Genomic DNA, 22,866 nt, shown 5'->3' with positions numbered 1-22,866 from the left:
GGTGATCATTGACCCGTCCAAACGGGTTTGCGCTTTTCCTGAAAGGCTTTCTGGCCCTCCTGAGCGTCTTCGGTCAGCGTGAAAAGCGCAATCTGGCTTTCCGTAAAGGCCATGGACTCTTCAAACGCCATGGTCTCTACGGACTTCATGGTGTAAAGCCCGCGGCGGATGGCGGCCGGCGACTTGTCCAGCAAGCGGTCCAGCAGCCATTGCAGCTTCTCGTCCACATCATCCGCCACATGGTTGACCAGCCCATATGTCAGGGCTTGTGCGCTGGTGATGGGCTCACCGGTAATGCACATCTCGGTCAATACCCGGCGTGGAATCAGGTGCTGCAGCACGGTCAGCACCTGCGCGGGAAATACCCCGACCTTCACCTCCGGTAACCCGAAGGTCGCATGCGTGGACGCCACCGCCATGTCACACATGGACAGCAGGCCCATGCCACCGGCCAGGCAAAAGCCGTTGACCCGTGCAATCAGGGGAATGTGGCTGGCCCGCGCTGCGCGCAGGAGCTGCGCCAAGTGGGCGTGGGGTTCAGAGAAGTTCCCCGTGAATACTTTGGAGGCTTGCAAATCGGCCCCCGAGCAAAAGGCCTTGGGTCCTGCGCCGGTAATGACGATGGCCCGAATATCCCGCTGCTGCTGGGCTGCGCGTATGGCCTGTGCCATTCCGGCAATGACGCCATGGCTCATGGCGTTGCGGCGCTCTTCGCGCTGGATGGTGAGCCACAACACGCCTGCGCGTTGCTCAATGGCCAGCTCGTCGGAAATGGGGTCTTGTTCTTGCATGTTCTGTCGGTCTCCTGCCGGTATTTTGCGTGGTTTCCTGACTGCCATGGTGAGCAGGTACCATGCGCACCTTAGCCACTCTCTATTGCAGCCTCGTGGAGGATACCCAGCCCGGACTTCAGCTCGCCCAAGACCCCGAGGGTCCCCGGGTGATCCTGCGTGGCCGCTGGACCGCCGATGCGCTCTCTGCGAAGCACGTCTGGCAGCCCCTGGAGAAGGCACTCCAAGGCGTGCCGGGTAATGGGGCACCCGCAGTAGCATGGGACCTGCGTGAGGCCCAGCGGATCGATCACACCGGTGCCCAGGTGCTGTGGAATGCGTGGGGCCGCCAATGGCCGGCCAAGCTCCAGGCCGAGCCGCTGCAAAAGGCGCTGTTGGACCGGGTCGCCAAATTCACGGTACCGACCCCACCCGTTGAGCGTCTGGACTGGCATGCCCTGTTGGTTTCGCTCGGGCGCAAGCTGGCCCGCGTGGAGAGTCACCTCGGTGGCATGGTGCGCCTGATCGGGCAGTTGATGCTGGATGTGCTGCAGCTGCTGCGACACCCCCTTCAAGGGCCATGGCGCGATGTGTCGGGGCACTTGTACCGCATAGGTGCTACCGCCCTGCCCATCACCGCCCTGGTGGGCTTTTTGATCGGTGTGGTGCTGGCCTATCTGATGTCCAAGCAGCTGCGCCAATACGGGGCCGACAGCTTCATCGTCAATATTCTGGGCATGTCGCTGATCCGCGAGTTGGGTCCGGTGCTGGCTGCCATTCTGGTGGCGGGGCGATCGGGTTCCGCCATTACTGCGCAGATCGGCGTCATGCGGGTGACGGAAGAGCTGGACGCCATGCGCGTCATGGGCATACCCAAGGGTTTCCGCCTCGTCATGCCCCGTACGTTGGCAATGGCCATTGCCATGCCTCTGGTGGCGGTCTGGACCACGATGGCGGCCCTGTTGGGTGGCATGCTGGCTTCTGACTTGTCCATGGGACTCACCCCGGCTTATTTCTTTACTGCCTTGCCCAAGACGGTGGAAATTTCCAACCTCTGGCTGTCCCTGGTCAAGTCCTGTGTGTTCGGGGTGTTGATTTCCCTGCTGGCCTGTCACCACGGTTTGCGTGTCAAGCCCGACACCCAGAGCCTGGGCGAGGGCACCACGGCTTCGGTGGTGAGTTCCATCACCATGGTGATTCTGGTGGACGCGCTGTTTGCGGTGATTTTCAAATCGGTGGGCCTATGAGCGACGCATTGGAGCCCATGGTCCGGATTGAAAAGCTCTGGTCGGTGTTCAAGACGGCGGGCGTGTCTACGGTCATTCACCAGGACCTGGATCTCACGGTAGCCCCCGGTGAAATGTTGTCCATCGTGGGTGGCTCAGGCGGTGGCAAAACGGTGTTGCTGCGCCAGATGCTGGGGCTGGAGACGCCCGCGCGGGGCACGGTCACCGTGCAAGGCCGTCCGGCTGCAGAGCTGGGCCGGGCCGGTGCGTCCAGCCGGGTGGGCATGTTGTTCCAGCATGGGGCTTTGTTCTCTGCCTTTACCGTATTGGAAAACATTGCTTTCCCTCTGCGTGAGCTGGGCACCTTGCCACCTGCGCTGGTGCGCGATGTGGCCATGGTCAAGCTGCAGATGGTGGGGCTGGATGCCAAACACGCCCACAAAATGCCGGCGGACCTGTCTGGAGGCATGATCAAGCGGGTGGCTTTGGCCCGCGCCTTGGCCATGGACCCGCCCTTGATTTTGTTGGACGAACCCACTGCAGGTCTGGACCCGGACAGTGCGGATGGCTTTTGCGCGCTGCTGAAAAGCCTGCATCAAGAGTTGGGGTTGACCGTGGTCATGGTGACACACGACCTCGATACCATCTTTGAGTTGAGCACCCGTATCGCGGTAGTGGCCGACAAGCATGTGGTGGTGGATGCCGCACCCGATGTGGTGGTAGCGTTTGACCACCCCTTTGTGCAGGACTTTTTCCGCGGCGGTCGGGGTCACCGTGCGCAAGTGCTCTTGCATTCCGCTGCCAATGCAGGTTAGATAGAACGACGTATGGAAAACAAATCCCACGCTTTTGCTGCCGGCGCATTCGTTTTGGTGCTGTTGGCCTTGATGACAGCACTGGCCGTCTGGCTGACCCGCGACACCACCGAGCAACGCGTGTTCGAAATCTCCAGCCCCGAAGGGGTGACTGGCCTTCAGTCTCAGGCAGCTGTCCGCTACAAAGGCGTACTGGTGGGCCGGGTGACCGAGATCGCGCTGGACCCGGTGCAACGCGGCAATGTGCTCCTGCGCATTGCCGTCAATGAGACGGCACCCATCACCAAAAGCACCTTTGCGGCATTGGGCTTCCAGGGCGTGACCGGCCTGGCATTTATCCAGTTGGATGACAAGGAAGAGGGCAGCGCGGCCTTGGTGGCGCAAGGCGATGCGGTGCCGCGCATCCCCATGCGGCCCAGCATGGTGTCCCGCCTGTCAGAGCAAGGTGGAAACCTGCTCACCCAACTGGAGCAAGCCAGCATCCGCATGAACAGCTTGTTGGCCACCGACAACCAGAAGCAGCTTATGGGGGCCATCGGCAACCTGAGCCAGGCGGCCGCCAATATCAGTGCTTTAACGCAGCGTGCCGGTGCTGTTTTGGGTGCCGAGGGTGCCCCGGACGCGGTGAACCTGCCCCGTATGGTGCAGCAGGCCGACGTCACTTTGAAAAGCATGCAATCCACAGCTGAACGTTTGAGTACCAGCGCAGAAGCGGTGCGCAACTCTGCCGACGAGTTCCGGCGGACCAACCGTCGTCTGAATGAGCCGGGCGGCACCTTGGACAAAATTGCACAAAGCACCGAGGCGCTGGCCACCACCAGTCGGCAGGTGCAGAGCCAATTGCTGCCACGCCTGAACCGCACCGTGGAAGACACGGGCCGCACCGTGCGCCAGGTGGGCCGCGCAGCAGAAACGCTGGGCGACAATCCGCAAAGTGTGCTGTGGGGTCGCAGCAGCACGGCGCCGGGCCCCGGTGAACGGGGCTTTGTGGCACCACCTGCTGCGGCGACTGCCCCATGAGCTGCATTGACCCTCGCGCCCCCGTGCATATGGAATCACGAATGTTGAGATTTGCTATGAAATCAGGAGCTGCTCGCGCATATTCCACGCGCGCCAAGGCCTTATTTGGCTTGATGTTGGCAGGTGTGCTTGCGGGGTGTGCCGCGCCGCGACCCGGCACGGCGCTCGTCTATGACTTCGGTCCCGGCGCCGTAGCGCTGGCGCCCGCCAACCGCATGGCACCGCTGCCGCCCCTGGTGCTGGCGGAAGTGCAAGCGCCGCAGTCGCTGGACAACACCTCGGTGCTGTACCGGCTGAATTACAGCGATGCCCACGTGCTGCAGCCGTATGCCCAGGCCCGCTGGAGCATGCCGCCGGCCCAATTGCTGCGCCAGCAACTTCGTGCCGCCTTGAGCGCGCAGCGCGCCGTGTTGAATGCCAATGAAGGTGTCCAGTCCCCGGCGGGCGCCTTGGTTCTGCGCTTGGAGCTCGAAGAGTTCAGCCAGATTTTTGACTCCCCCCAAGCCAGCAGCGGCCTGCTGCGCTTGCGCGCAACGCTCTCCCAGTCGGCACCCGGAGGCGAGGCGCTGGTCGCCCAGCGTGTGGTGCTGGTGAAGAGCCCGTCCGTAAGCCCGGATGCAGCGGGTGGCGTGCGTGCCTTGGCCGCAGCAGCGGCCCTGGCCGTAGAGCAGCTGGACCAGTGGGTGCAGCAAACCCAGGCCGCTTTGCCGGCCAAACTCTGAGCACCGGGCCACTGTATGCCCGAGTTGCTGACGCTGCAGTCCCTGCCGCTGTTTCCGCTGAACACGGTGCTGTTTCCGGGCGGGAGCCTGCAGCTGCAGATTTTTGAAGTCCGCTACCTTGACCTGATCGGCCGCTGTCACAAAACCGGTGCGCCTTTCGGTGTGGTCTCATTGCTTCAGGGTGAAGAAGTGCGCCGGGCAGCGCCGGCTGGCGAGGGGTTTGCCCAAGAGGACTTTGTCGACATAGGCACCCTGGCCACCGTGACCGAGTTTTCGGCCCCGCAGGCAGGGCTCATGCTGGTGCGTTGCACGGCCGGAGAGCGCTTTCGCATCACCCGCCGCGAGCGGCTCAAACACGGATTGTGGGTTGCCGATGTGCAAGGCTTGCAACCGGACAAAGTGATGCCGGTCCCCGAAGACTTGAAAGTCGTTGCGCAGGCGCTGGAGTCTTTGCTGGACAACCTGCAGCAGCGCACGGATGCCGCCCAACTACCGGTGCAGCCGCCCTACCGGTTTGATGACTGCGCCTGGGTGGCCAACCGCTGGTGTGAGCTGCTGCAGCTCCCGCCACCACTGCGCCAGGGGCTGATGCAACTGGACAATCCGCTGTTGCGTCTGGAGCTGGTGGGCGACTTCCTGAGCCGCAACGGCATCGCCGGCGCCTGAGTGTGGGCCGGACGGGTTTAGTGCCCGCTCAGCACCGGGAACAGTTTGGTCAGGCCGTCGCTCATCACTTCCACCGCGAGGGCTGCGAGGATCAGGCCCATCAAGCGGGTCATCACATTGATGCCGGTTTTGCCCAGCACGCGCGCTATCGGCTGCGCCAGTGAAAAGCACAAGGCGGTGGCCAGGGCGACCACCACGCCATAGCCCACCAGGGTGCTGAGCTGGAAAAAGGTTTTTGCCTTGTCGGCATAAATCACCACGGTGGACATGGTGGCCGGGCCGGTCAGCAATGGAATGGTCAGGGGCACCACGGCAATGCTGGCGCCCATGGCGGCTTTCTCCGCGCCGTCCTGCAATTCATGGGTGCTGGTCTTGGCTTCGGCGGGTTGGGCGTTCAGCATGTTGAGCGCACTGGTCAGCAGCAGCATGCCGCCGCCCACCTGGAAGCTGGCCAGCGAGATGCCGAAGAATTCCAGAATCTGCAGACCCAGCAGGGCGCTGACCGCAATCACCACAAAAGCACTGAAGGACGATACCCAGATGGTGTTGCGCCGCTGCGCGCCGGAAAAGCCCTGGGTGTAGTGGATGAAAAACGGCACGATGGCCAAAGGGTTCACGATGGCCAGCAAGGTCACCAGAGGTTTGAGATCCATAGCAGGGTCCGGTTGAGGCTGCCGGTGCGGCAGAGCGCGCATGGTAATGCACCTTGGCAGTGCGCGCCTCCGTAAAAACCGCTACAAAGCAGCTTGAAACTCTCACTGGAGCAAACACCATGACACAGCGGGTTGGGACATGGCTGGCAGTCGCAGGCTGGTGGGCTGCGTCAGCTGCTTACGCGGCAGACTATGCCGGGCCCATTTTTGATGCGCACTTGCACTACAACGTGGAGGCCCAGCAGGCGCACCCTGTGGACGACGTGCTGGGCCGCATGCAACGCAGTGGCGTGCGTGCCGTGCTGGCCAACTCCCGCCCGAATGACGGCACCCGCACGCTGGCAGATGCCGGCGCCCAGACTCGCGCTGCTGGCGTCACGGTGGTGCCCCTGGTGCGCCTGTACCGCGACCGGGCGGATTACGACAACTGGTTCCGCGACCCGACCATTGCCACCATGGTGGATACCGAGCTCCGCCGTGGCACCGCAGCCGGGCCCTACCGGGGGCTGGGTGAATTCCATTTGTACGACAGCGCCAATGCTGCCGGCCCGGTGGCGGTGCAGCTCATGGCCCGCGCCGAGCGCGAGGGGCTGGTGGTGCTGGCGCATGTGGACGATGTCGCCATTGACGGCTTGCTGCGTGCCACGCCTTCGGCCGGTGCCCGCAGCCGGCTTATTTGGGCCCACACCGGCATAGGTGGAGTGCCGGTAGAGCGGGTGCGTGCGCTGTTGCGCCAGTACCGGGGCTTGATGGGCGAGCTGTCTTACCGGCCGGGGCTGACCTGCTCTGCCGGGGGAGCTCCGGTGCTGTGCCCCGAGTGGCGGTCTCTGTTGCTGGACTTTCCGGGCCGCTTTGTGATCGGTTCAGACACCTGGGTCAACCAGCGCTGGCAGTACTACGAGGCCGTGATGCAGGAGTACCGCAGCTGGTTGGGGGACTTGCCCCCGGCGGTGGCGCGCCAAGTGGCCTGGGGCAATGCGGCGGGCTTGTTCGGCCTGCCGGCGGAGCCCGCCCCGCGGCCTTGAGGCGACGCAGGCTTTAGCGCCCGCCTGCCACGTCGATCAGCGCGCCGGTGGTGTAGCTGGCCTGCGGGCTCATCAGCCAGAGGATGCTGGCTGCCACCTCTTCGGCACGGCCGGGGCGCTGCATGGGCACCTGCGGCGCCAAGCGCTGGGCGCGGTCCGGCTGCCCGCCGGAAGCGTGGATGTCGGTGTCGATAATGCCAGGGCGTACCGCATTCACCCGCACCCCTTCACCCGCCACTTCACGCGCCAAGCCCACGGTGAAGCTGTCAATCGCCCCCTTGCTGGCGGCGTAGTCCACATACTGCCCGGGCGAGCCCAGCGTAGCCGCAACGCTGGAGAGATTGACGATGCTGCCACCTTCTCCGCCGTAGCGGGTGCTCATGCGGCGCACCGCCTCGCGGGCGCACAGCATGCTGCCCAGCACGTTCGTGTCCAGCATGCGGCGCAGGCGCGGTAGTGTCATGTCGGCGACCCGGCAGGCCTGGTCCACCACGCCTGCACTGTTCACCAGCGCGCTGATGCGGCCAAGCTTGGCGTCCACTTTGGCAAACATGGCCAGTACTTGGGCTTCATCAGCCACATCCGCCTGCACGGTCATGGCATTGCCGCCTTGTTGGCGGATGTGCCTGACCACCTCATCGGCAGCGAGGGAGTTGCTCGCGTAATTCACAGCGACGGCGTAGCCGGCCTCTGCGGCAGCCAGGGCGGTTGCCGCGCCAATGCCACGGGAACCGCCGGTAATGAGAACAATGGGTTGCATGCGCCCATGGTACCGGCGTGGCCCGGTTTTGGCTTACGCTTGCACGTTGCGGCCGCACCGAGCGGCATCCCCCCATGAATTCGGAGAGCTTTATGACAACTTGGTTGACTCAGGCAATGGCAGGCGCGCGCAGCGCCTTTTCCCACAGCGTTCGCACTTCTTCGAGCGCTGCAGCGGCTGCATTGATGGCGCTTACGTGTGCCGGCGCGGCCCATGCCCAAACCGGGCCGGTGCGCATCCTGGTGGGTTTTCCGGCAGGCGGCGGTACCGACGCGATTGCCCGCACCCTGGCCGACAAACTCAAAGACCAGCTGGGCGTGGCCGTGGTGGTGGAGAACAAAGCCGGAGCCGGCGGCCAGATTGCCGCCCAGGCGCTCAAGGCCGCAGCACCGGACGGCAACACCCTTTTCCTGAGCCACGACCACACCATCTCCATCCTGCCGCAGGTGGTCAAAAACCCCGGGTTTGAGCCTGCCAAGGACTTTGTGCCCGTAGCCGGGTTCGCTACTTTTGTGAATGCGCTGGCTGTCTCCGGGGGTACGCCTGCCAAGACCACCGCCGAATACATGGCCTGGGTGCGCACCCAAGGCGGCAAAGGCACGCTGGGCGTGCCTGCACCGGCCTCGACACCGGAATTCCTGGTGAGGGTGCTGGGCGAGAAATACAAGCTGGACCTGGTGGCGGCCCCCTACCGTGGCAGCGCCCCCATGATGGCCGACATGCTGGGCAACCAGATCGCCGCGGGTGTGGGTTCCGTGCCGGACTTCATCGAGAACCACAAGGCCGGCAAGATCCGCATCGTGGCCGTGCTGGGCGGTAGCCGCCAGGCCATCCTTCCGGATGTGCCCACTTTCAGCGAGCTGGGCTTGGCCGGTCTGGAAGACATGCCGTACTACGGCCTGTTTGCGCCGGCCGGCACTCCAAAGGCCACACTGGACAAGTTGTCGGATGCCTTGGCCAAGGTCATTGCACAGCCAGATGTCAAACAGCACCTCACCTCGATGGGCCTGACCGTAGGCTTTATGAATCAGCAGCAGCTCGCCAAGCGCGAACAGGCGTATACCGATGTCTGGGCCAAGATGATCAAGGCCAGCGGTTTTCAGGCCCAGTAAATTGATTTCTCGTATTCAGGACACCCCCATGGGCAGCACCATCACCCTCACCGCCGCCGACGGCACTTCCATTCCCGCTTACCTTGCCACTCCGGTGGGGGCGCCCAAGGGCGGGCTCGTGGTGTTGCAGGAAATCTTCGGGGTGAATGCCCATATCCGCGCGGTGGTGGATGGCTTCGCGGCGGACGGATATCTGGTGGTGGCGCCTGCTACCTTTCAGCGCGTGCAGGCAGGTGTGGAGCTGGGCTACACCAAAGACGACATTGCCGCCGGCGCAGCCTTGAAAGCGCAGGTGGAGGCTTTGCCGTCTCCCGGCGTGATGCAGGACGTGCAGGCCGCAGTGGACTACGCAGCCCGTGTCGGCAAAGTGGCGGTGATGGGTTACTGCTGGGGCGGTTGGCTCAGCTGGCGTGCGGCCGAGCAGGTGAAGGGCTTGGCTGCTGCGGTGCCTTACTACGGTGGCGGCATGACTACGCCGGTCGAGGCAGCTCGCGTGCCCGCTTGCCCGGTGTTGGCGCACTTTGGCGAGCAGGACCACGCCATTCCCATTGACACGGTGCATGCGTTTGCCAAGGCCCAGCCCGGTGTGGAGGTGCAGATCTATCCGGCCCATCACGGCTTTAACTGCGACCACCGAGCAGCCTACAACGCTGAGGCTGCGGCCTTGGCCCGCCAGCGGACGCTGGCATTTTTGCAACAGCACGTAGGCTGAGCGGAAAAGGGCAGGGCAGAACCCACTCGCGTTAACGGGTGGTACGGGCGAGGTAGCGTTTGCGCCAGAAGACGAGCGCCAGCCCGGCCGCTGTCAGGCCCATGGCGCCCAAGGTCCACCAGAAGCCGCTTTGCTGGTGCAGCAACGGGATGAAGTCGAAGTTCATCCCGAAAATGCCGGCCATCAGGTTCAACGGCAAAAAAATGGCGGTGAGCACCGTCAAGGTGCGCATGATGTCGTTGGTGCGGCTGCCTTGCACGCTGAAGTGCATTTGCACCGCGGTTTCCACGCTCTGCTCCAGCCGGCGCACGTGGTGCACCACGCGCTCGATGTGTTCCAGTACATCCCGGCTGCGCACTTGCAGCAGTTCGCGCTCTCGGGCTTCCAGGGGGCTTTCCGGTTCCGGCCAGGTTTTGATGGCCTCAATCCAGTCCTGAATGCTGGAGCGCTGCTCCTCGCACACGTCGTCCAGTTGATGCAGTGCCATTCGCGCTTCCAGCAAGGCGCTCCAGTTGGTGAAGCGTGCACGCGGACTGAGCAACTCACTCTGCCAGTGGTCCAGCTGTTGGGTCAGTTCGCGCCGCAGGGCGAGGTAGCCGTCCACCATGGAGTTCACGATGCGCAGCATCAGGTCTGCAGGGCTGGTGGGCAAGCGTGCACCCGCGGCACGGGATTCAGCGCTGGCGGTTTGCAGCAGCTTGTCGGCGTAGGTGTCGCGCACCGTGCAGTCGTCGGGGTGCACCGTGAGCAACACGCGGTCAAACACGGCAAAACCCACGGGGCTGGTATCTATGCGCCGCAGAATAGGTGGCCCGCTCAGGCGACCGGCGGGTGCACCGGTAACCGGCGCTGCACCTGGTTTTGCCGTGGAACTCGCCGCCAGGCGGCGGAACACCAGCACGTCGTACTGCGAGGTGTAGTCGTAGTGCGAGGGCAGCTGCTTGTTGATCAGGTCGGAGATGTGCAGATCCACCAACTGCACGCCGCACAGGGCTTGCAACGCGGCCTGCACGCGCATCTGCTCTGCCTCAAACTCCGGGCGTCCACAGGCGATCCACACATAGCCCTGCTGCTCCAGACCTTGTGCGGACAGGGCTTCCAGGTCGGCGCTTTCGCGGATGTGCCCCGGCTCGATGTGAAAGATGCGCATGGCGTGCCTTGTAGATAAAAAAGTGCTGCTACCGCTCGTGGAATGTGCGCGGGCAGCTCCTGATTTGATAGCGTCAGGCTTTCAGGGCACGAGCTGCGTCAAGGGCGAAGTAGGTCAGGATGCCGTCTGCCCCAGCGCGTTTGAAGGCCAGCAGGCTCTCCATCATCACCGCGTCATGGTCCAGCCAACCATTCTGGGCGGCGGCTTTGAGCATGGCGTATTCGCCGCTCACCTGGTAGGCAAAGGTAGGCACCTTGAACTCGTCTTTCACGCGGCGCACCACGTCCAAGTAAGGCATGCCGGGTTTGACCATCACCATGTCAGCGCCTTCGGCAATGTCCATCGCCACTTCGCGCAGTGCTTCGTCGGTATTGGCAGGGTCCATCTGGTAGACCTTTTTGTTGCCCTTGCCCAAGTTGCCGGCGGAGCCGACTGCGTCACGGAAGGGGCCGTAGAAGGCCGATGCGTACTTGGCGCTGTAGGCCATGATGCGGGTGTGCACCAGCCTTTCGCCTTCCAGGGCGTTGCGGATGGCGCCTATGCGTCCGTCCATCATGTCACTGGGCGCCACAATGTCCACGCCGGCACGGGCCTGGGTCAGCGCCTGCTGCACCAATTGGGCGGTGGTTTCCTCGTTCAGGATGTAGCCGTTTTCTTCGGGGCGGGTGTCGGGGATGCCGTCCTGGCCGTGCGTGGTAAACGGGTCCAGCGCCACGTCGGTCATCACCCCAAGCTCGGGGAATTCTTTTTTCAAGGCGCGCACCACACGAGGTACCAGACCGTCAGGGTTCAGGGCTTCGGCGCCGTCGTAGGTTTTGAGGGACTGGTCGACCACCGGAAATAAGGCCATGACCGGGATTTCCAGCTTCACGCACTGCTCGGCCACCGGCAGCAGCAAATCCAGGCTGAGCCGCTCCACGCCGGGCATGGATGCAATTGGCACGCGCTGTGCTTGTCCGTCCACCACAAAGACCGGGTAGATCAGGTCATGGGCGGTCAGGGCGTTTTCACGCACCAGGTTGCGTGTGAAGGTGTCGCGGCGCAGGCGGCGCGGGCGTCCGGCGGGGAAAGGTGCGTAAGGGGTCATGCCCAAAATTGTGCCCGAAAGCCGTGCGGCCCAGTGGTCTGACCGTTTAGTCAATTTGCTGAATACCTCAGCGAATAGGAAGGGTATTGCCAAAAAACGCTTGTCACACGCCGGCAACATTGCTAAATTCCGCTCCGGGTAGCTTGCTATCCCCCGCTTTTCCTCCCTGAGCGGGGCCTTGATGTGTGACAGCAAAAAAGGCTTACCACCCCAGCCGTGTGCTGGGGTTTTTTTGCCTGTACTTTCCCCTTTCTCCTTTTTGCTTGGAGGAGATCGGGCGGGCTGAGCGTTTTGCTCCGTGTCCCCCGGCCTTCGGCCTCCTCCTTGACCTGCGCAAAACGCTCAGCCCGCCCTAGGAATGTTGCGCACGCCAGTGCCTGCGACTGCACCATTTGCCGCCGGGCGGCCCCAAGGCAAATGAGCCCCCTTGGGGGGCAGCGACCCGCGCAGCGGTGGAGCGTGCGGGCTACACTTGCTCATGCTCTGGATCAAAACCCTCCACATCGTATTTATCGCCAGCTGGTTCGCCGGCTTGTTCTATCTCCCTCGCATTTTTGTGAATCTGGCGATGGTGCCCGCAGGCTCTGATGCCGAGCGGGCGCGCTTGCTGTTGATGGCGCGCAAGCTGCTGCGCTTCACCACCTTGCTGGCCGTGCCAGCCTTGGGTTTGGGTCTGTACCTCTGGGTGGGCTACGGCATTGGTATGGGACCCGGCAGCGGGTGGATGCACGCCAAGCTCACGCTGGTCTTGCTGGTCATCGGTTATCACCATGGGTGCTCCTTGATGCTGCGCAAGTTGGAAGCCGGTATCAGCCAGCACAGCCATGTGTTTTATCGCTGGTTCAATGAGATTCCGGTGCTCTTGCTCACGGCCATCGTCATCCTTGTGGTGGTGAAGCCTTTCTGACGACGCTTTGCCATGCACAAGTCCACCGCATGGCCTTTGGCTGCGCTGTACGCAGCGCTGGTGGTTTACGCGAGCCTGTTTCCATTTGTGGAATGGCGCGATCAGGGAATCGCCAGTTGGGAGTTTTTGCTGGCGCCAACGCCCCGCTACTGGACAGGGTTTGACGTCGCAGTCAACGTGGCCGGATACGTGCCATTGGGCGGCCTGGTCGCGCTAGGTGCCTTGCGTTCGGGGTGGCGGCGCTCTTCCGTTTGGTGGGCGCCTGTTGGCGTGATGCTGCTCTCCCTGTGCATGGAAGGGCTCCAGAGTTACTTGCCGTCGCGGGTGCCCTCCCGGGAGGACTTTTTGTTGAATGCTGCGGGGGCTTGGGTGGGTGCGATAGCGGCATTTGTGCTGCAAAAGGCAGGTGCAATTGATCGCTGGAACCAGTTGCGCAGCCGGTGGTTTGTGCCGCATTCCCGTGGTGGCATCGTGCTCTTGTCGACCTGGCCGGTGGGCTTACTCTTTCCCGCATCGGTGCCCTTGGGGCTGGGTCAAGTGGTGACCCGGCTGGAGGCGCTGCTGCAGTCCTACGTGGAGGATTCGAGTTTTGAGGCGTGGCTGCCGGTGCGTGATACCGAGTTGTTGCCGCTTGCGCCCGGCACAGAGTTGTTGTGCGTGGCCTTGGGTTTGTTGATTCCCTGCCTCTTGGGCTTTTGTGTAGTTCGTCCGGTGTGGCGGCGCATGGTGGTGGTGGGGGTGACCACCGGGTCTGCCATCCTGGTTTCAGCCTTGTCCGCCGCGCTCAGTTGGGGGCCGCTGCATGCCTGGGCGTGGTTGGATGTGCCAGCCCAAATCGGCTTGTTCACCGGGGCTTCGCTGGCGCTGCTGTTTGTCTTTGCCTCCTGGCGGGCCAGTGCCGCATTGGCTTTGCTCTCTCTCGGGGTGTATTTGAGTTTGTTGAACCAGGCGCCGGAGAGTCCGTATTTTGCGCAGACTTTGCTGCTGTGGGAGCAGGGGCGCTTCATCCGCTTCAATGGCTTGGCGCAGTGGGTCGGCTGGTTGTGGCCCTATGTGGCATCGGTTTATCTGCTCGGACAAATTGGCCGCCGGGATGCGAAAAACTAGAATCCCGCCATGACCGACACCACACAAACCACCACCTCTTACTACGAGCGCCACATCTTCTTCTGCCTCAATGAGCGCAAAAACGGGGAAGACTGCTGTGCACACCACAATGCCCAAGAGGGTTTTGACCGTTGCAAGCAGCTCGTCAAAGAAGCCGGTTTGTCCGGCCCCGGCCAAGTGCGGGTCAACAAGGCGGGTTGTCTGGACCGCTGTGCTGCCGGCCCGGTGGCGGTGGTGTATCCGGAGGCCGTTTGGTACACCTTTGTGGATGCCCAAGACATTGAGGAAATCGTCGAGTCGCATCTGAAGAACGGCAAAGTGGTGGAGCGCTTGTTGACGCCCGCCCATCTCGGCCGCTGATTTGAGTAAAAAGTGCCGGTAGCGCCCGCCGAATGTGCGCGAGCAGCTACTGAATCCATAGCAAATGAATTCCTCTACCCAAAAGTTCCAGATCGCGGGTCCGTCCGGCGTGCTGGAAGGGCTCATCGATGAGCCTGTTGATATCCCTGCGCAGGCCTGGCGCGGTACGGCGGTTATTGCTCACCCTCATCCGCTGTTTGGCGGAACCATGGACAACAAGGTGGTGCAGACGGTGGCGCGCGCCTTTGTGCAGACGGGGTGGCGTGCCGTGCGCTTTAATTTTCGAGGTGTGGGTGGCAGTGCGGGCTCTTACGACAACGGCACTGGCGAACTGCAAGACCTGCTGGCTGTGGTGGCGCACGCCGCCCCTGAAGGGACGCTCGCGCTGGCGGGATTTTCGTTCGGAGCATTTGTAACGAGCCACGCGGTGGCTGCCATGACGGGGCGTGACCTTGCCAAGGTTGTGCTGGTGGGCACTGCGGCGAGCCGCTTCGAGGTAGCGCCCGTGGCGCCTGACTTGCACGACCGCACCCTGGTGCTGCACGGCGAGCAGGATGACACCGTGCCCTTGGCTGATGTAATGAACTGGGCCCGTCCCCAAAGTCTGCCGGTGACGGTGGTGCCCGGTGGCGGCCACTTCTTTCATGGACAATTGCCCTTGTTGCGCAGCCTGGTGGCGCGTCATCTCCGGGCCTGACTCTGCGGGCCCGATCGCAAGGCTTGCGCCTCTCCCTCTTTGATTCCCAACTTGACTGACCTATGAAATTCTTGATTGCCTCCGTTTTGGCGGCCCTGAGCTTTGCCGTTGCCGCACAGGCTCCGCGTCCCCCTGAAGTGGCTGCCCGCGCTTATTTGCTGCTGGACGTTACTTCTAACCAAATCCTGGCATCCAAGGACATGGATATGCCGGTGGAGCCCGCCTCGCTCACCAAGTTGATGACGGCTTACCTCGTGTTCGACGCGTTGCGATCCAAAAAAATCGACTTGAAGCAGACATTCCCCGTCAGTGAGCGCGCCTGGAAGATGCCGGGCTCGCGCATGTTCATCGACCCCAAGATGCAGGTGCCCGTCGAAGACCTTATCAAAGGCATGATCGTGCAAAGCGGTAATGACGCTACGATGGCTCTGGCCGAAGGCGTGGGTGGATCGTTGGAGCGCTTCGTTCAGATGATGAATGACCAAGCGAAGGTGCTGGGCATGAAGAACACCGGCTACCGGAACCCGGAGGGTTTGACAGAGGCTGGCCACATCACGACTGCCCGTGACCTCAGCATCCTGGCCACTCGACTCATGAGCGACTTCCCGGACTACGTGGGTTACTACGCGATCAAGAAATACCGCTATCCCGGTACACCTGCTGCCAATGACAGCAACCGCAACCTTTTGTTGTTTCGCGATCCCACGGTCGACGGTCTGAAGACGGGCCACACGGATGCCGCCGGCTATTGCCTGGTGGCCACCGCCAAACGTGACTTCCCTGCGCTGGCAACGGCGGGCGCACCTGCAGGTACTCCGGCCGCCACTGGAAGCCGTCGTCTCCTGTCCATCGTGCTGGGAACCGAGAGTGAAAATGCCCGCGCCAACGAATCCCAGAAGCTCTTGAACTGGGGTTACACCGCTTTTGAAGCGGTAAAGCTATATGACGCCGGCGCTGCCGTTGTCACTCCCAAGGTCTGGAAAGGTGCCAATTCCGAAGTCAAGGCTGGACGTGCGCAGGGTGTGATCGTTGCAGTGCCTGCGGGTACCGCCGCACAACTCAAGACTGAAGTCGTCCGCAATGAGCCTATCGTGGCGCCTGTGGCCAAGGGTCAAGTACTCGGTACCTTGAAGGTGCGTGCCGGCGACCAAGTGGTGGCTGAAGTGCCGCTTTTGGCGCTCGACGGTGTGGAGCAGGCAGGGATCATCGGTCGTGCCTGGGACGCCTTGCGCCTTTGGATCCGCTGATTGCCGCAAGTAGTTTGCGTGGAAACCCTTGATCTGCTACATTAGAAGGCTTTTCGGAAATTCCGAAGGGATTCACGTTTTCGTAATATTCAAACGTTTAGGGACGTTTTTCAATGCCAACCATTAACCAACTCGTGCGTCAAGGCCGTGAGGTCGAGACCATCAAGTCGAAGAGCCCTGCTATGCAGAACTCTCCGCAGCGTCGCGGTGTATGCACTCGCGTGTACACAACGACTCCCAAAAAGCCTAACTCCGCTCTGCGTAAAGTTGCCAAAGTGCGCTTGACCAACGGTTTTGAGGTGATCTCTTACATCGGCGGTGAAGGCCACAACCTGCAGGAACACAGCGTGGTGCTGGTTCGCGGCGGTCGTGTCAAGGACTTGCCCGGTGTGCGTTACCACATCGTTCGCGGTTCTTTGGACTTGCAAGGCGTGAAAGACCGCAAGCAATCCCGTTCCAAGTACGGTGCTAAGAAGCCAAAGGCTAAATAAGCTCTGTAGGTTCGAATTTTTCGGTGCTGTTCCCCGCGTGGCGCGGAGATACAGCGAAGTGACCCGAAGCCCGGAATTGTCCGTGTGGGTCGAGTAAGTGGGAGTTTTGAATAACTCTCGCGGTGTCTGAAAAGATACCAACTGAAGCAATATGAGGTGAAATATGCCACGTCGTCGCGAAGTCCCTAAACGTGAAATCCTGCCGGATCCCAAGTTCGGCAACGTCGAGCTGTCCAAATTCATGAACGTGATCATGGAAGGCGGCAAAAAAGCAGTTGCAGAGCGCATCATTTACGGCGCACTCGAGCTGATCGCCAAAAAGCACCCCGATAAGGATGCTCTGGAAGCGTTTACCGTTGCAATCAACAACGTCAAGCCCATGGTGGAAGTGAAATCCCGCCGCGTGGGTGGTGCCAACTACCAAGTGCCTGTTGAAGTGCGTCCCGTCCGTCGCTTGGCTTTGTCCATGCGCTGGATCAAGGAAGCCGCTCGCAAGCGTGGTGAAAAGTCCATGGCTCAGCGACTGGCCAACGAAATGTTGGAAGCCACTGAAGGCCGTGGCGGCGCCATGAAGAAGCGTGACGAAGTGCACCGTATGGCTGAAGCCAACAAGGCCTTCTCTCACTTCCGTTTCTAAGCAACGGAAGTCGCGGCTTTCAGAGCTTGGCAGGTCCGGGCAGCGCAATGGCGCTGTCATGTGGGCTGGCCATACTCTGAAAGTCGTTTGTCTTGCTGCATTGTGCGGCAGACCCTCTCAAGAATTTGATCAACCAAGGATCCATCATGGCTCGCACTACCCCCATTGAGCGCTACCGCAATATCGGTATTTCTGCGCACATTGACGCCGGCAAAACCACCACGACCGAGCGTATTCTTTTCTATACCGGCGTGAACCACAAAATCGGCGAAGTGCACGATGGCGCGGCCACGATGGACTGGATGGAGCAAGAGCAAGAGCGCGGTATCACCATTACCTCCGCGGCTACTACTTGCTTCTGGAAGGGCATGGACTCTTCCTTCGCTGAGCACCGCATCAACATCATTGACACCCCCGGACACGTGGACTTCACGATTGAAGTGGAGCGTTCCATGCGCGTGTTGGACGGCGCCTGCATGGTTTACTGCGCAGTGGGTGGCGTGCAGCCCCAGTCTGAAACCGTTTGGCGTCAGGCTAACAAGTACAAAGTGCCACGTTTGGCCTTCGTGAACAAGATGGACCGTACCGGTGCCAACTTCTTCAAGGTCGTGGACCAGATGAAGCTGCGCTTGAAGGCCAGCCCTGTGCCTATCGTGATCCCAATCGGTGCCGAAGAAAACTTCACCGGTGTGGTTGATCTGCGCAAGATGAAAGCCATCATCTGGGACGAAGCTTCCCAAGGTATGAAGTTCACCTTTGAAGAGATCCCCGCAGAACTCGTGGAAACCGCTAAAGAGTGGCGCGAAAAGATGGTCGAAGCGGCTGCTGAAGCCTCTGAAGACCTGATGAACAAGTACTTGGAAGAAGGTGAGCTGTCCGAAGAGGAAATCACTGCCGGTCTGCGCGCGCGCACCATTGCTGGTGAAATTCAGCCCATGTTGTGCGGTACTGCGTTCAAGAACAAGGGTGTGCAGCGCATGTTGGACGCCGTGATTGAACTGATGCCTTCTCCTCTGGACGTGAAGGCCATCAAGGGCTTTGACGAAGACGAAAAAGAAGTCACCCGTAAGGCTGACGACAACGAAAAGTTTGCTGCTTTGGCGTTTAAGCTGATGACCGACCCGTTTGTGGGTCAGTTGACTTTCGTTCGCGTGTACTCCGGCGTGCTGAAAAAAGGCGACACCGTTTACAACGCTGTGCGCGGCAAGAAAGAACGTATCGGCCGTATCGTGCAAATGCACGCTAACAACCGCGAAGAAGTGGATGAAATCCGCGCTGGTGACATTGCTGCATGTGTGGGCTTGAAGGATGTGACCACAGGTGAAACCTTGTGCGACCCCGCAGCCGTGATCACTCTGGAGCGCATGGTGTTCCCTGACTCTGTGATCCGTCAAGCCGTCGAGCCGAAGACCAAGGCTGACCAGGAAAAAATGGGTATCGCTTTGAGCCGTCTGGCTGCAGAAGATCCATCTTTCCGCGTGCAGACAGACGAAGAATCCGGCCAGACAATCATTGGTGGTCAAGGCGAATTGCACTTGGAAATTATTGTTGACCGCATGAAGCGCGAATTCGGCGTGGAAGCTAACGTGGGCAAGCCTCAGGTGGCTTACCGCGAAACCATTCGCAAGAGCGTGTCCGATGTCGAAGGTAAGTTCGTTCGTCAGTCCGGTGGTAAGGGCCAATACGGTCACGTAGTGTTTACCGTTGAGCCGAACGAAGCCGGCAAGGGCTTTGAATTCGTCGACGCGATCAAGGGTGGTGTGGTTCCCCGTGAATACATCCCCGCAGTGGAAAAGGGCGTGATTGAAGCGCTGACCCAAGGCGTGATGGCGGGCTATCCCGTGGTGGATGTCAAGGTCACGCTGACCTTCGGTTCGTACCACGACGTGGACTCCAACGAAAACGCGTTCAAGATGGCCGCTATCTTCGGTTTCAAGGAAGGTTGCCGTAAGGCCAATCCCGTGATTCTGGAGCCCATGATGGCTGTGGAGGTGGAAACACCTGAAGACTACGCCGGCAACGTGATGGGCGATTTGTCTTCACGCCGCGGTATGGTGCAAGGTATGGACGACATGGTTGGCGGTGGCAAGGCGATCAAGGCTGAAGTTCCATTGTCCGAAATGTTCGGCTACTCCACATCGCTGCGTTCGATGTCGCAAGGTCGTGCAACCTACACGATGGAATTCAAACACTACGCGGAAGCCCCGCGTAACGTGTCTGAAGCCATCATGGCAGCGCGCGCAAAGTAATTTTTTGTTGTCTGCGACGGTGTGCCGCCCTGTTCCCGTGCGGGGCGAATCAGCAACATCGTGCAGACGTAAAACCAACACACGGGATTAGCTCTTTGGAGAATTGAAACATGGCAAAAGAAAAATTCACCCGTACCAAGCCCCACGTGAACGTGGGCACGATTGGTCACGTGGACCACGGCAAGACAACCCTGACGGCTGCTATCACCACCGTGTTGGCTGCAAAGTTCGGCGGATCTGCCAAGGCCTACGACCAGATCGACGCTGCTCCTGAAGAAAAAGCACGCGGTATTACCATCAACACCGCTCACGTCGAATACGAAACCGCTAACCGCCACTACGCTCACGTGGACTGCCCCGGCCACGCTGACTATGTGAAGAACATGATCACTGGTGCTGCCCAAATGGACGGCGCTATTCTGGTTTGTTCCGCTGCTGACGGCCCCATGCCCCAGACCCGCGAGCACATCCTGTTGGCTCGCCAAGTGGGCGTTCCTTACATCATCGTGTTCCTGAACAAGTGCGACATGGTTGATGACGAAGAATTGCTCGAACTGGTGGAAATGGAAGTTCGCGAACTCCTGTCCAAGTACGAATTCCCTGGCGACGACACCCCCATCGTGCGTGGTTCCGCCAAGTTGGCCATGGAAGGCGACAAGGGCGCTCTGGGCGAAGAAGCCATCATGAAGCTGGCTGACGCACTGGACACCTACATCCCCACCCCTGAGCGTGCAGTGGATGGCGCATTCCTGATGCCCGTGGAAGACGTGTTCTCCATCTCCGGTCGTGGTACCGTGGTGACAGGTCGCGTTGAGCGCGGCATCATCAAGGTCGGCGAAGAAATCGAAATCGTCGGTATCAAAGACACCCAGAAGACCACCTGCACAGGCGTGGAAATGTTCCGCAAGCTGTTGGATCAAGGTCAAGCTGGCGACAACGTCGGTATCCTGTTGCGCGGCACCAAGCGTGAAGACGTCGAGCGCGGCCAAGTGCTGTGCAAGCCCGGCTCCATCAAGCCCCACACCCACTTCACCGGCGAAATCTACGTTCTGTCCAAGGACGAAGGCGGCCGTCACACTCCTTTCTTCAACAACTACCGTCCCCAGTTCTACTTCCGTACCACGGACGTGACCGGTGCGATCGAGTTGCCTGAAGGCAAAGAAATGGTGATGCCTGGCGACAACGTGTCCATCACTGTGAAATTGATCAACCCCATCGCCATGGAAGAAGGCCTGCGTTTCGCTATTCGCGAAGGCGGTCGTACCGTGGGCGCCGGCGTGGTTGCCAAAATCATTGCGTAATTCGCACATTAAGGAATTACGATGGCCGCCAAGCAAAAAATCCGCATTCGCCTGAAGGCGTTTGACTACAAGCTGATCGATCAATCGGCAGCTGAAATTGTTGACACTGCTAAGCGCACCGGCGCGATTGTCAAAGGTCCCGTGCCTTTGCCAACACGCATGAAGCGCTTCGACATTCTGCGTTCACCTCACGTGAACAAGGCAAGTCGTGACCAGTTTGAAATCCGCACCCACCAGCGTTTGATGGACATCGTGGATCCAACGGATAAAACCGTGGATGCTTTGATGAAGCTCGACCTGCCTGCTGGCGTGGACGTGGAAATCAAACTGCAATAAGCAGACCAGCCCGGCGTGAAAATGCCGGGCCAATAACGTGAGTGGGTTGGGGCTTGCGCAAAACGCGAGCGCCGGCTATACTCGCTAGCTCTGCTCAGAGGCCGATGGCTTAGGGGCGGAGTTTTATTAACAGTCTTTCATCATCAAAACACAGCAGCCAATTGAAGTTGCTGTGGGTGGAAGTTACGGAGAAAACAATGAGTCTTAGCAATCACTTAGGGTTGCTGGGTCGCAAAGTTGGCATGATGCGTCTATTCACGGACGACGGGGACGCAGTTCCCGTTACCGTGGTGGATGTGTCTAACAACCGTGTGACACAGGTGAAAACCCAAGAGAACGACGGCTATGTGGCCTTGCAGGTCACATTCGGTGCACGCAAAGCTTCGCGTATCACCAAGCCCGTTGCTGGCCACTTGGCCAAAGCTGGTGTTGAAGCCGGCGAAATCATCCAAGAATTCCGCGTGACTGCCGAATCCGCTGCGAAATACGCAACAGGCGCAACTGTGCCTGTGACCGACGTGTTTTCAGTGGGGCAAAAGGTGGACGTGCAGGGTACTTCGATTGGTAAAGGCTACGCCGGCACCATCAAGCGCCACAACATGTCTTCCCAGCGCGCATCCCACGGTAACAGCCGCTCGCACAATGTGCCCGGCTCTATCGGTATGGCTCAGGATCCAGGTCGCGTTTTCCCCGGAAAGCGCATGACCGGTCACTTGGGCGATGCCACCGTGACGACTCAAAACCTCGACGTTATCCGTGTCGACGAAGCTCGCCAACTCCTGTTGATCAAGGGAGCTATCCCTGGATCCAAGGGTGGTTTCGTGACTGTTCGTCCAGCTGTCAAAGCCAAAGCCTCTAAAGGAGCGAACTGATGCAAGTCGAACTCCTGAATGAACAAGGTCAGGCAACTTCCAAATACGATGCTCCTGAAGCCGTATTCGGTCGTGACTACAACGAAGATCTGGTGCACCAAGTGGTTGTAGCCTTCCAGGCTAACGCCCGTCAAGGTACACGTGCGCAAAAAGACCGTGAACAAGTCAAGCACAGCACCAAGAAGCCTTTCAAGCAAAAGGGAACCGGTCGCGCTCGCGCTGGTATGACCTCCTCGCCACTGTGGCGCGGCGGCGGTCGTATTTTCCCGAACATGCCTGATGAAAACTTCGGCCAGAAGATCAACAAGAAGATGTACCGCGCAGGCATGGCATCCATCTTGTCTCAGCTGGTGCGCGAAGGCCGTTTGGCCGTGGTGGATTCCCTGAAAGTGGAGTCTCCCAAGACCAAGGCTTTGGCTGCAAAGTTCAAGGCAATGAATCTGGAATCCGTGTTGGTGATCGCTGATGAGGTTGATGAAAACCTGTATCTGGCATCCCGTAACCTGGTGAATGTTCTGGTGGTTGAGCCCCGTTATGCTGACCCCCTGTCTTTGGTCCACTACCGCAAGGTGTTGGTGACTAAGGCTGCCATGGACACACTCAAGGAGATGTTTGCATGAGCCACGGTCCCAATCTGACCAAATTCGACGAAGGTCGTTTGATGCAAGTGCTCGTCGCCCCCATCGTGTCCGAAAAGGCCACCATGGTTGCTGAAAAGAGCAATGCTGTGACTTTCAAGGTGCTGCAAGACGCTACCAAGTATGAAATCAAGGCCGCAGTGGAATTGATGTTCAAGGTCGAGGTAAAAGGCGTTTCTGTGGTGAACACCAAGGGCAAGACCAAGCGTTTCGGTAAGTCTGTTGGCCGTCGCGACAATGTTCGCAAAGCCTACGTGACCCTGAAGCCCGGTCAAGAGCTGAACCTCGGCGGGGAGGCTGCGTAAT

Annotated in this window: 26 protein-coding genes; 21 read left to right on the top strand and 5 right to left on the bottom strand. The window is 60.4% G+C overall.

Annotated elements, in window-relative coordinates; translation table 11 throughout:
• Positions 1-5: 5 nt before the first annotated feature.
• Positions 6-791: an enoyl-CoA hydratase/isomerase family protein gene (locus tag ACOAP0_RS08590; protein WP_498374797.1), complete on the bottom strand. Its 786-nt coding sequence runs from the start codon at positions 789-791 to the stop codon at positions 6-8.
• Between the two features lie 62 nt (positions 792-853).
• Between ACOAP0_RS08590 and ACOAP0_RS08585 the strand changes: the two genes are divergently transcribed.
• From ACOAP0_RS08585 to ACOAP0_RS08565, 5 genes are read left to right on the top strand one after another with little or no spacing between them, the layout of a single operon-like run.
• A complete protein-coding gene (locus ACOAP0_RS08585; protein WP_498374796.1) occupies positions 854-2,017 on the top strand; it encodes an MlaE family ABC transporter permease in 1,164 nt (387 codons plus the stop codon).
• On the top strand, positions 2,014-2,811 hold the full coding sequence (locus ACOAP0_RS08580) for an ABC transporter ATP-binding protein (protein ID WP_498374795.1): 798 nt from the start codon (positions 2,014-2,016) through the stop codon (positions 2,809-2,811). Before ACOAP0_RS08585 ends, ACOAP0_RS08580 begins: the two co-directional genes overlap by 4 nt.
• Before the next feature lie 12 nt (positions 2,812-2,823).
• Complete coding sequence (locus ACOAP0_RS08575) at positions 2,824-3,831, top strand: MlaD family protein (RefSeq protein WP_498374794.1); 1,008 nt, start codon at positions 2,824-2,826, stop codon at positions 3,829-3,831.
• 56 nt (positions 3,832-3,887) lie between these two features.
• On the top strand, positions 3,888-4,553 hold the full coding sequence (locus ACOAP0_RS08570; protein ID WP_498374793.1) for an ABC-type transport auxiliary lipoprotein family protein: 666 nt from the start codon (positions 3,888-3,890) through the stop codon (positions 4,551-4,553).
• A gap of 15 nt (positions 4,554-4,568) precedes the next feature.
• Positions 4,569-5,219, top strand: coding sequence for an LON peptidase substrate-binding domain-containing protein (locus ACOAP0_RS08565; RefSeq protein WP_498374792.1), 651 nt, complete (start codon positions 4,569-4,571; stop codon positions 5,217-5,219).
• A 17-nt stretch (positions 5,220-5,236) separates the two neighbouring features.
• Here the strand turns inward: ACOAP0_RS08565 and ACOAP0_RS08560 are convergent, their stop codons facing one another.
• Positions 5,237-5,872 (bottom strand): MarC family protein, encoded by a 636-nt coding sequence (locus ACOAP0_RS08560; protein ID WP_087495505.1) that lies wholly within the window; start codon positions 5,870-5,872, stop codon positions 5,237-5,239.
• Positions 5,873-5,991: 119 nt separating this feature from the next.
• Between ACOAP0_RS08560 and ACOAP0_RS08555 the strand changes: the two genes are divergently transcribed.
• Positions 5,992-6,897 (top strand): amidohydrolase family protein, encoded by a 906-nt coding sequence (locus ACOAP0_RS08555; protein WP_498374791.1) that lies wholly within the window; start codon positions 5,992-5,994, stop codon positions 6,895-6,897.
• Between the two features lie 13 nt (positions 6,898-6,910).
• Here the strand turns inward: ACOAP0_RS08555 and ACOAP0_RS08550 are convergent, their stop codons facing one another.
• A complete protein-coding gene (locus tag ACOAP0_RS08550; RefSeq protein WP_498374790.1) occupies positions 6,911-7,657 on the bottom strand; it encodes an SDR family oxidoreductase in 747 nt (248 codons plus the stop codon).
• A 92-nt stretch (positions 7,658-7,749) separates the two neighbouring features.
• Between ACOAP0_RS08550 and ACOAP0_RS08545 the strand changes: the two genes are divergently transcribed.
• Positions 7,750-8,769 (top strand): Bug family tripartite tricarboxylate transporter substrate binding protein, encoded by a 1,020-nt coding sequence (locus ACOAP0_RS08545; protein WP_498374789.1) that lies wholly within the window; start codon positions 7,750-7,752, stop codon positions 8,767-8,769.
• A 28-nt stretch (positions 8,770-8,797) separates the two neighbouring features.
• Entirely contained in the window at positions 8,798-9,481 is a 684-nt protein-coding gene (locus ACOAP0_RS08540) for a dienelactone hydrolase family protein (RefSeq protein ID WP_498374788.1), read from the top strand.
• Positions 9,482-9,512: 31 nt separating this feature from the next.
• Here the strand turns inward: ACOAP0_RS08540 and ACOAP0_RS08535 are convergent, their stop codons facing one another.
• Together ACOAP0_RS08535 and hemB are read right to left on the bottom strand one after the other, a co-directional pair.
• Positions 9,513-10,631 carry a magnesium transporter CorA family protein gene (locus ACOAP0_RS08535; protein WP_087495500.1) on the bottom strand — a complete coding sequence of 373 codons (1,119 nt, stop codon included), beginning with the start codon at positions 10,629-10,631 and terminating at the stop codon, positions 9,513-9,515.
• 73 nt (positions 10,632-10,704) lie between these two features.
• Complete coding sequence (hemB, locus tag ACOAP0_RS08530) at positions 10,705-11,718, bottom strand: porphobilinogen synthase (protein ID WP_498374787.1); 1,014 nt, start codon at positions 11,716-11,718, stop codon at positions 10,705-10,707.
• A gap of 478 nt (positions 11,719-12,196) precedes the next feature.
• Between hemB and ACOAP0_RS08525 the strand changes: the two genes are divergently transcribed.
• The 13 genes from ACOAP0_RS08525 (at position 12,197) to rplW (ending at position 22,865) form a co-directional block, all read left to right on the top strand.
• Complete coding sequence (locus ACOAP0_RS08525; protein ID WP_498374786.1) at positions 12,197-12,625, top strand: CopD family protein; 429 nt, start codon at positions 12,197-12,199, stop codon at positions 12,623-12,625.
• A 12-nt stretch (positions 12,626-12,637) separates the two neighbouring features.
• Positions 12,638-13,732 (top strand): VanZ family protein, encoded by a 1,095-nt coding sequence (locus tag ACOAP0_RS08520; protein ID WP_481874935.1) that lies wholly within the window; start codon positions 12,638-12,640, stop codon positions 13,730-13,732.
• A 9-nt stretch (positions 13,733-13,741) separates the two neighbouring features.
• Positions 13,742-14,092, top strand: a complete 351-nt coding sequence (locus ACOAP0_RS08515; protein ID WP_313876885.1) for a (2Fe-2S) ferredoxin domain-containing protein — start codon at positions 13,742-13,744, stop codon at positions 14,090-14,092.
• A gap of 64 nt (positions 14,093-14,156) precedes the next feature.
• On the top strand, positions 14,157-14,789 hold the full coding sequence (locus ACOAP0_RS08510; protein ID WP_498374784.1) for an alpha/beta hydrolase: 633 nt from the start codon (positions 14,157-14,159) through the stop codon (positions 14,787-14,789).
• Between the two features lie 62 nt (positions 14,790-14,851).
• On the top strand, positions 14,852-16,036 hold the full coding sequence (locus ACOAP0_RS08505; RefSeq protein WP_498374783.1) for a D-alanyl-D-alanine carboxypeptidase family protein: 1,185 nt from the start codon (positions 14,852-14,854) through the stop codon (positions 16,034-16,036).
• Positions 16,037-16,149: 113 nt separating this feature from the next.
• Positions 16,150-16,527, top strand: coding sequence for a 30S ribosomal protein S12 (gene rpsL, locus ACOAP0_RS08500; RefSeq protein ID WP_011466063.1), 378 nt, complete (start codon positions 16,150-16,152; stop codon positions 16,525-16,527).
• Positions 16,528-16,690: 163 nt separating this feature from the next.
• Positions 16,691-17,164, top strand: coding sequence for a 30S ribosomal protein S7 (rpsG, locus tag ACOAP0_RS08495; protein ID WP_087495494.1), 474 nt, complete (start codon positions 16,691-16,693; stop codon positions 17,162-17,164).
• Between the two features lie 146 nt (positions 17,165-17,310).
• Complete coding sequence (gene fusA, locus ACOAP0_RS08490; protein WP_087497295.1) at positions 17,311-19,413, top strand: elongation factor G; 2,103 nt, start codon at positions 17,311-17,313, stop codon at positions 19,411-19,413.
• Positions 19,414-19,523: 110 nt separating this feature from the next.
• Complete coding sequence (tuf, locus tag ACOAP0_RS08485) at positions 19,524-20,714, top strand: elongation factor Tu (protein WP_313867780.1); 1,191 nt, start codon at positions 19,524-19,526, stop codon at positions 20,712-20,714.
• 21 nt (positions 20,715-20,735) lie between these two features.
• Positions 20,736-21,050 (top strand): 30S ribosomal protein S10, encoded by a 315-nt coding sequence (rpsJ, locus tag ACOAP0_RS08480; RefSeq protein ID WP_068674876.1) that lies wholly within the window; start codon positions 20,736-20,738, stop codon positions 21,048-21,050.
• Between the two features lie 197 nt (positions 21,051-21,247).
• Positions 21,248-21,922: a 50S ribosomal protein L3 gene (gene rplC, locus ACOAP0_RS08475; protein ID WP_087495493.1), complete on the top strand. Its 675-nt coding sequence runs from the start codon at positions 21,248-21,250 to the stop codon at positions 21,920-21,922.
• Entirely contained in the window at positions 21,922-22,542 is a 621-nt protein-coding gene (gene rplD, locus ACOAP0_RS08470) for a 50S ribosomal protein L4 (RefSeq protein WP_087495492.1), read from the top strand. The genes rplC and rplD overlap by 1 nt, the downstream gene beginning before the upstream one ends.
• Positions 22,539-22,865: a 50S ribosomal protein L23 gene (gene rplW, locus ACOAP0_RS08465; protein WP_087495491.1), complete on the top strand. Its 327-nt coding sequence runs from the start codon at positions 22,539-22,541 to the stop codon at positions 22,863-22,865. Before rplD ends, rplW begins: the two co-directional genes overlap by 4 nt.
• Position 22,866 lies beyond the last annotated feature (1 nt).

The sequence above is a fragment of the Curvibacter sp. Hmag1.1 genome, assembly GCF_059769165.1.
The sequence above is the reverse complement of the archived record's forward strand: the minus strand, read 5'-3'. Positions and strand labels throughout refer to the sequence as shown.

Coding starts and splice junctions, on each gene's coding strand:
- rplD (WP_087495492.1), top strand. CDS start 21,922: ATGCAAGTCGAACTCCTGAATGAACAAGGTCAGGCAACTTCCAAATAC.
- ACOAP0_RS08590 (WP_498374797.1), bottom strand. CDS start 791: ATGCAAGAACAAGACCCCATTTCCGACGAGCTGGCCATTGAGCAACGC.
- hemB (WP_498374787.1), bottom strand. CDS start 11,718: ATGACCCCTTACGCACCTTTCCCCGCCGGACGCCCGCGCCGCCTGCGC.
- rpsJ (WP_068674876.1), top strand. CDS start 20,736: ATGGCCGCCAAGCAAAAAATCCGCATTCGCCTGAAGGCGTTTGACTAC.
- ACOAP0_RS08540 (WP_498374788.1), top strand. CDS start 8,798: ATGGGCAGCACCATCACCCTCACCGCCGCCGACGGCACTTCCATTCCC.
- ACOAP0_RS08585 (WP_498374796.1), top strand. CDS start 854: ATGCGCACCTTAGCCACTCTCTATTGCAGCCTCGTGGAGGATACCCAG.
- ACOAP0_RS08525 (WP_498374786.1), top strand. CDS start 12,197: ATGCTCTGGATCAAAACCCTCCACATCGTATTTATCGCCAGCTGGTTC.
- ACOAP0_RS08515 (WP_313876885.1), top strand. CDS start 13,742: ATGACCGACACCACACAAACCACCACCTCTTACTACGAGCGCCACATC.
- fusA (WP_087497295.1), top strand. CDS start 17,311: ATGGCTCGCACTACCCCCATTGAGCGCTACCGCAATATCGGTATTTCT.
- ACOAP0_RS08570 (WP_498374793.1), top strand. CDS start 3,888: ATGAAATCAGGAGCTGCTCGCGCATATTCCACGCGCGCCAAGGCCTTA.
- ACOAP0_RS08560 (WP_087495505.1), bottom strand. CDS start 5,872: ATGGATCTCAAACCTCTGGTGACCTTGCTGGCCATCGTGAACCCTTTG.
- ACOAP0_RS08545 (WP_498374789.1), top strand. CDS start 7,750: ATGACAACTTGGTTGACTCAGGCAATGGCAGGCGCGCGCAGCGCCTTT.
- ACOAP0_RS08535 (WP_087495500.1), bottom strand. CDS start 10,631: ATGCGCATCTTTCACATCGAGCCGGGGCACATCCGCGAAAGCGCCGAC.
- ACOAP0_RS08520 (WP_481874935.1), top strand. CDS start 12,638: ATGCACAAGTCCACCGCATGGCCTTTGGCTGCGCTGTACGCAGCGCTG.
- ACOAP0_RS08505 (WP_498374783.1), top strand. CDS start 14,852: ATGAAATTCTTGATTGCCTCCGTTTTGGCGGCCCTGAGCTTTGCCGTT.
- rpsG (WP_087495494.1), top strand. CDS start 16,691: ATGCCACGTCGTCGCGAAGTCCCTAAACGTGAAATCCTGCCGGATCCC.
- ACOAP0_RS08575 (WP_498374794.1), top strand. CDS start 2,824: ATGGAAAACAAATCCCACGCTTTTGCTGCCGGCGCATTCGTTTTGGTG.
- ACOAP0_RS08580 (WP_498374795.1), top strand. CDS start 2,014: ATGAGCGACGCATTGGAGCCCATGGTCCGGATTGAAAAGCTCTGGTCG.
- ACOAP0_RS08550 (WP_498374790.1), bottom strand. CDS start 7,657: ATGCAACCCATTGTTCTCATTACCGGCGGTTCCCGTGGCATTGGCGCG.
- rplC (WP_087495493.1), top strand. CDS start 21,248: ATGAGTCTTAGCAATCACTTAGGGTTGCTGGGTCGCAAAGTTGGCATG.
- rpsL (WP_011466063.1), top strand. CDS start 16,150: ATGCCAACCATTAACCAACTCGTGCGTCAAGGCCGTGAGGTCGAGACC.
- ACOAP0_RS08510 (WP_498374784.1), top strand. CDS start 14,157: ATGAATTCCTCTACCCAAAAGTTCCAGATCGCGGGTCCGTCCGGCGTG.
- ACOAP0_RS08565 (WP_498374792.1), top strand. CDS start 4,569: ATGCCCGAGTTGCTGACGCTGCAGTCCCTGCCGCTGTTTCCGCTGAAC.
- ACOAP0_RS08555 (WP_498374791.1), top strand. CDS start 5,992: ATGACACAGCGGGTTGGGACATGGCTGGCAGTCGCAGGCTGGTGGGCT.
- tuf (WP_313867780.1), top strand. CDS start 19,524: ATGGCAAAAGAAAAATTCACCCGTACCAAGCCCCACGTGAACGTGGGC.
- rplW (WP_087495491.1), top strand. CDS start 22,539: ATGAGCCACGGTCCCAATCTGACCAAATTCGACGAAGGTCGTTTGATG.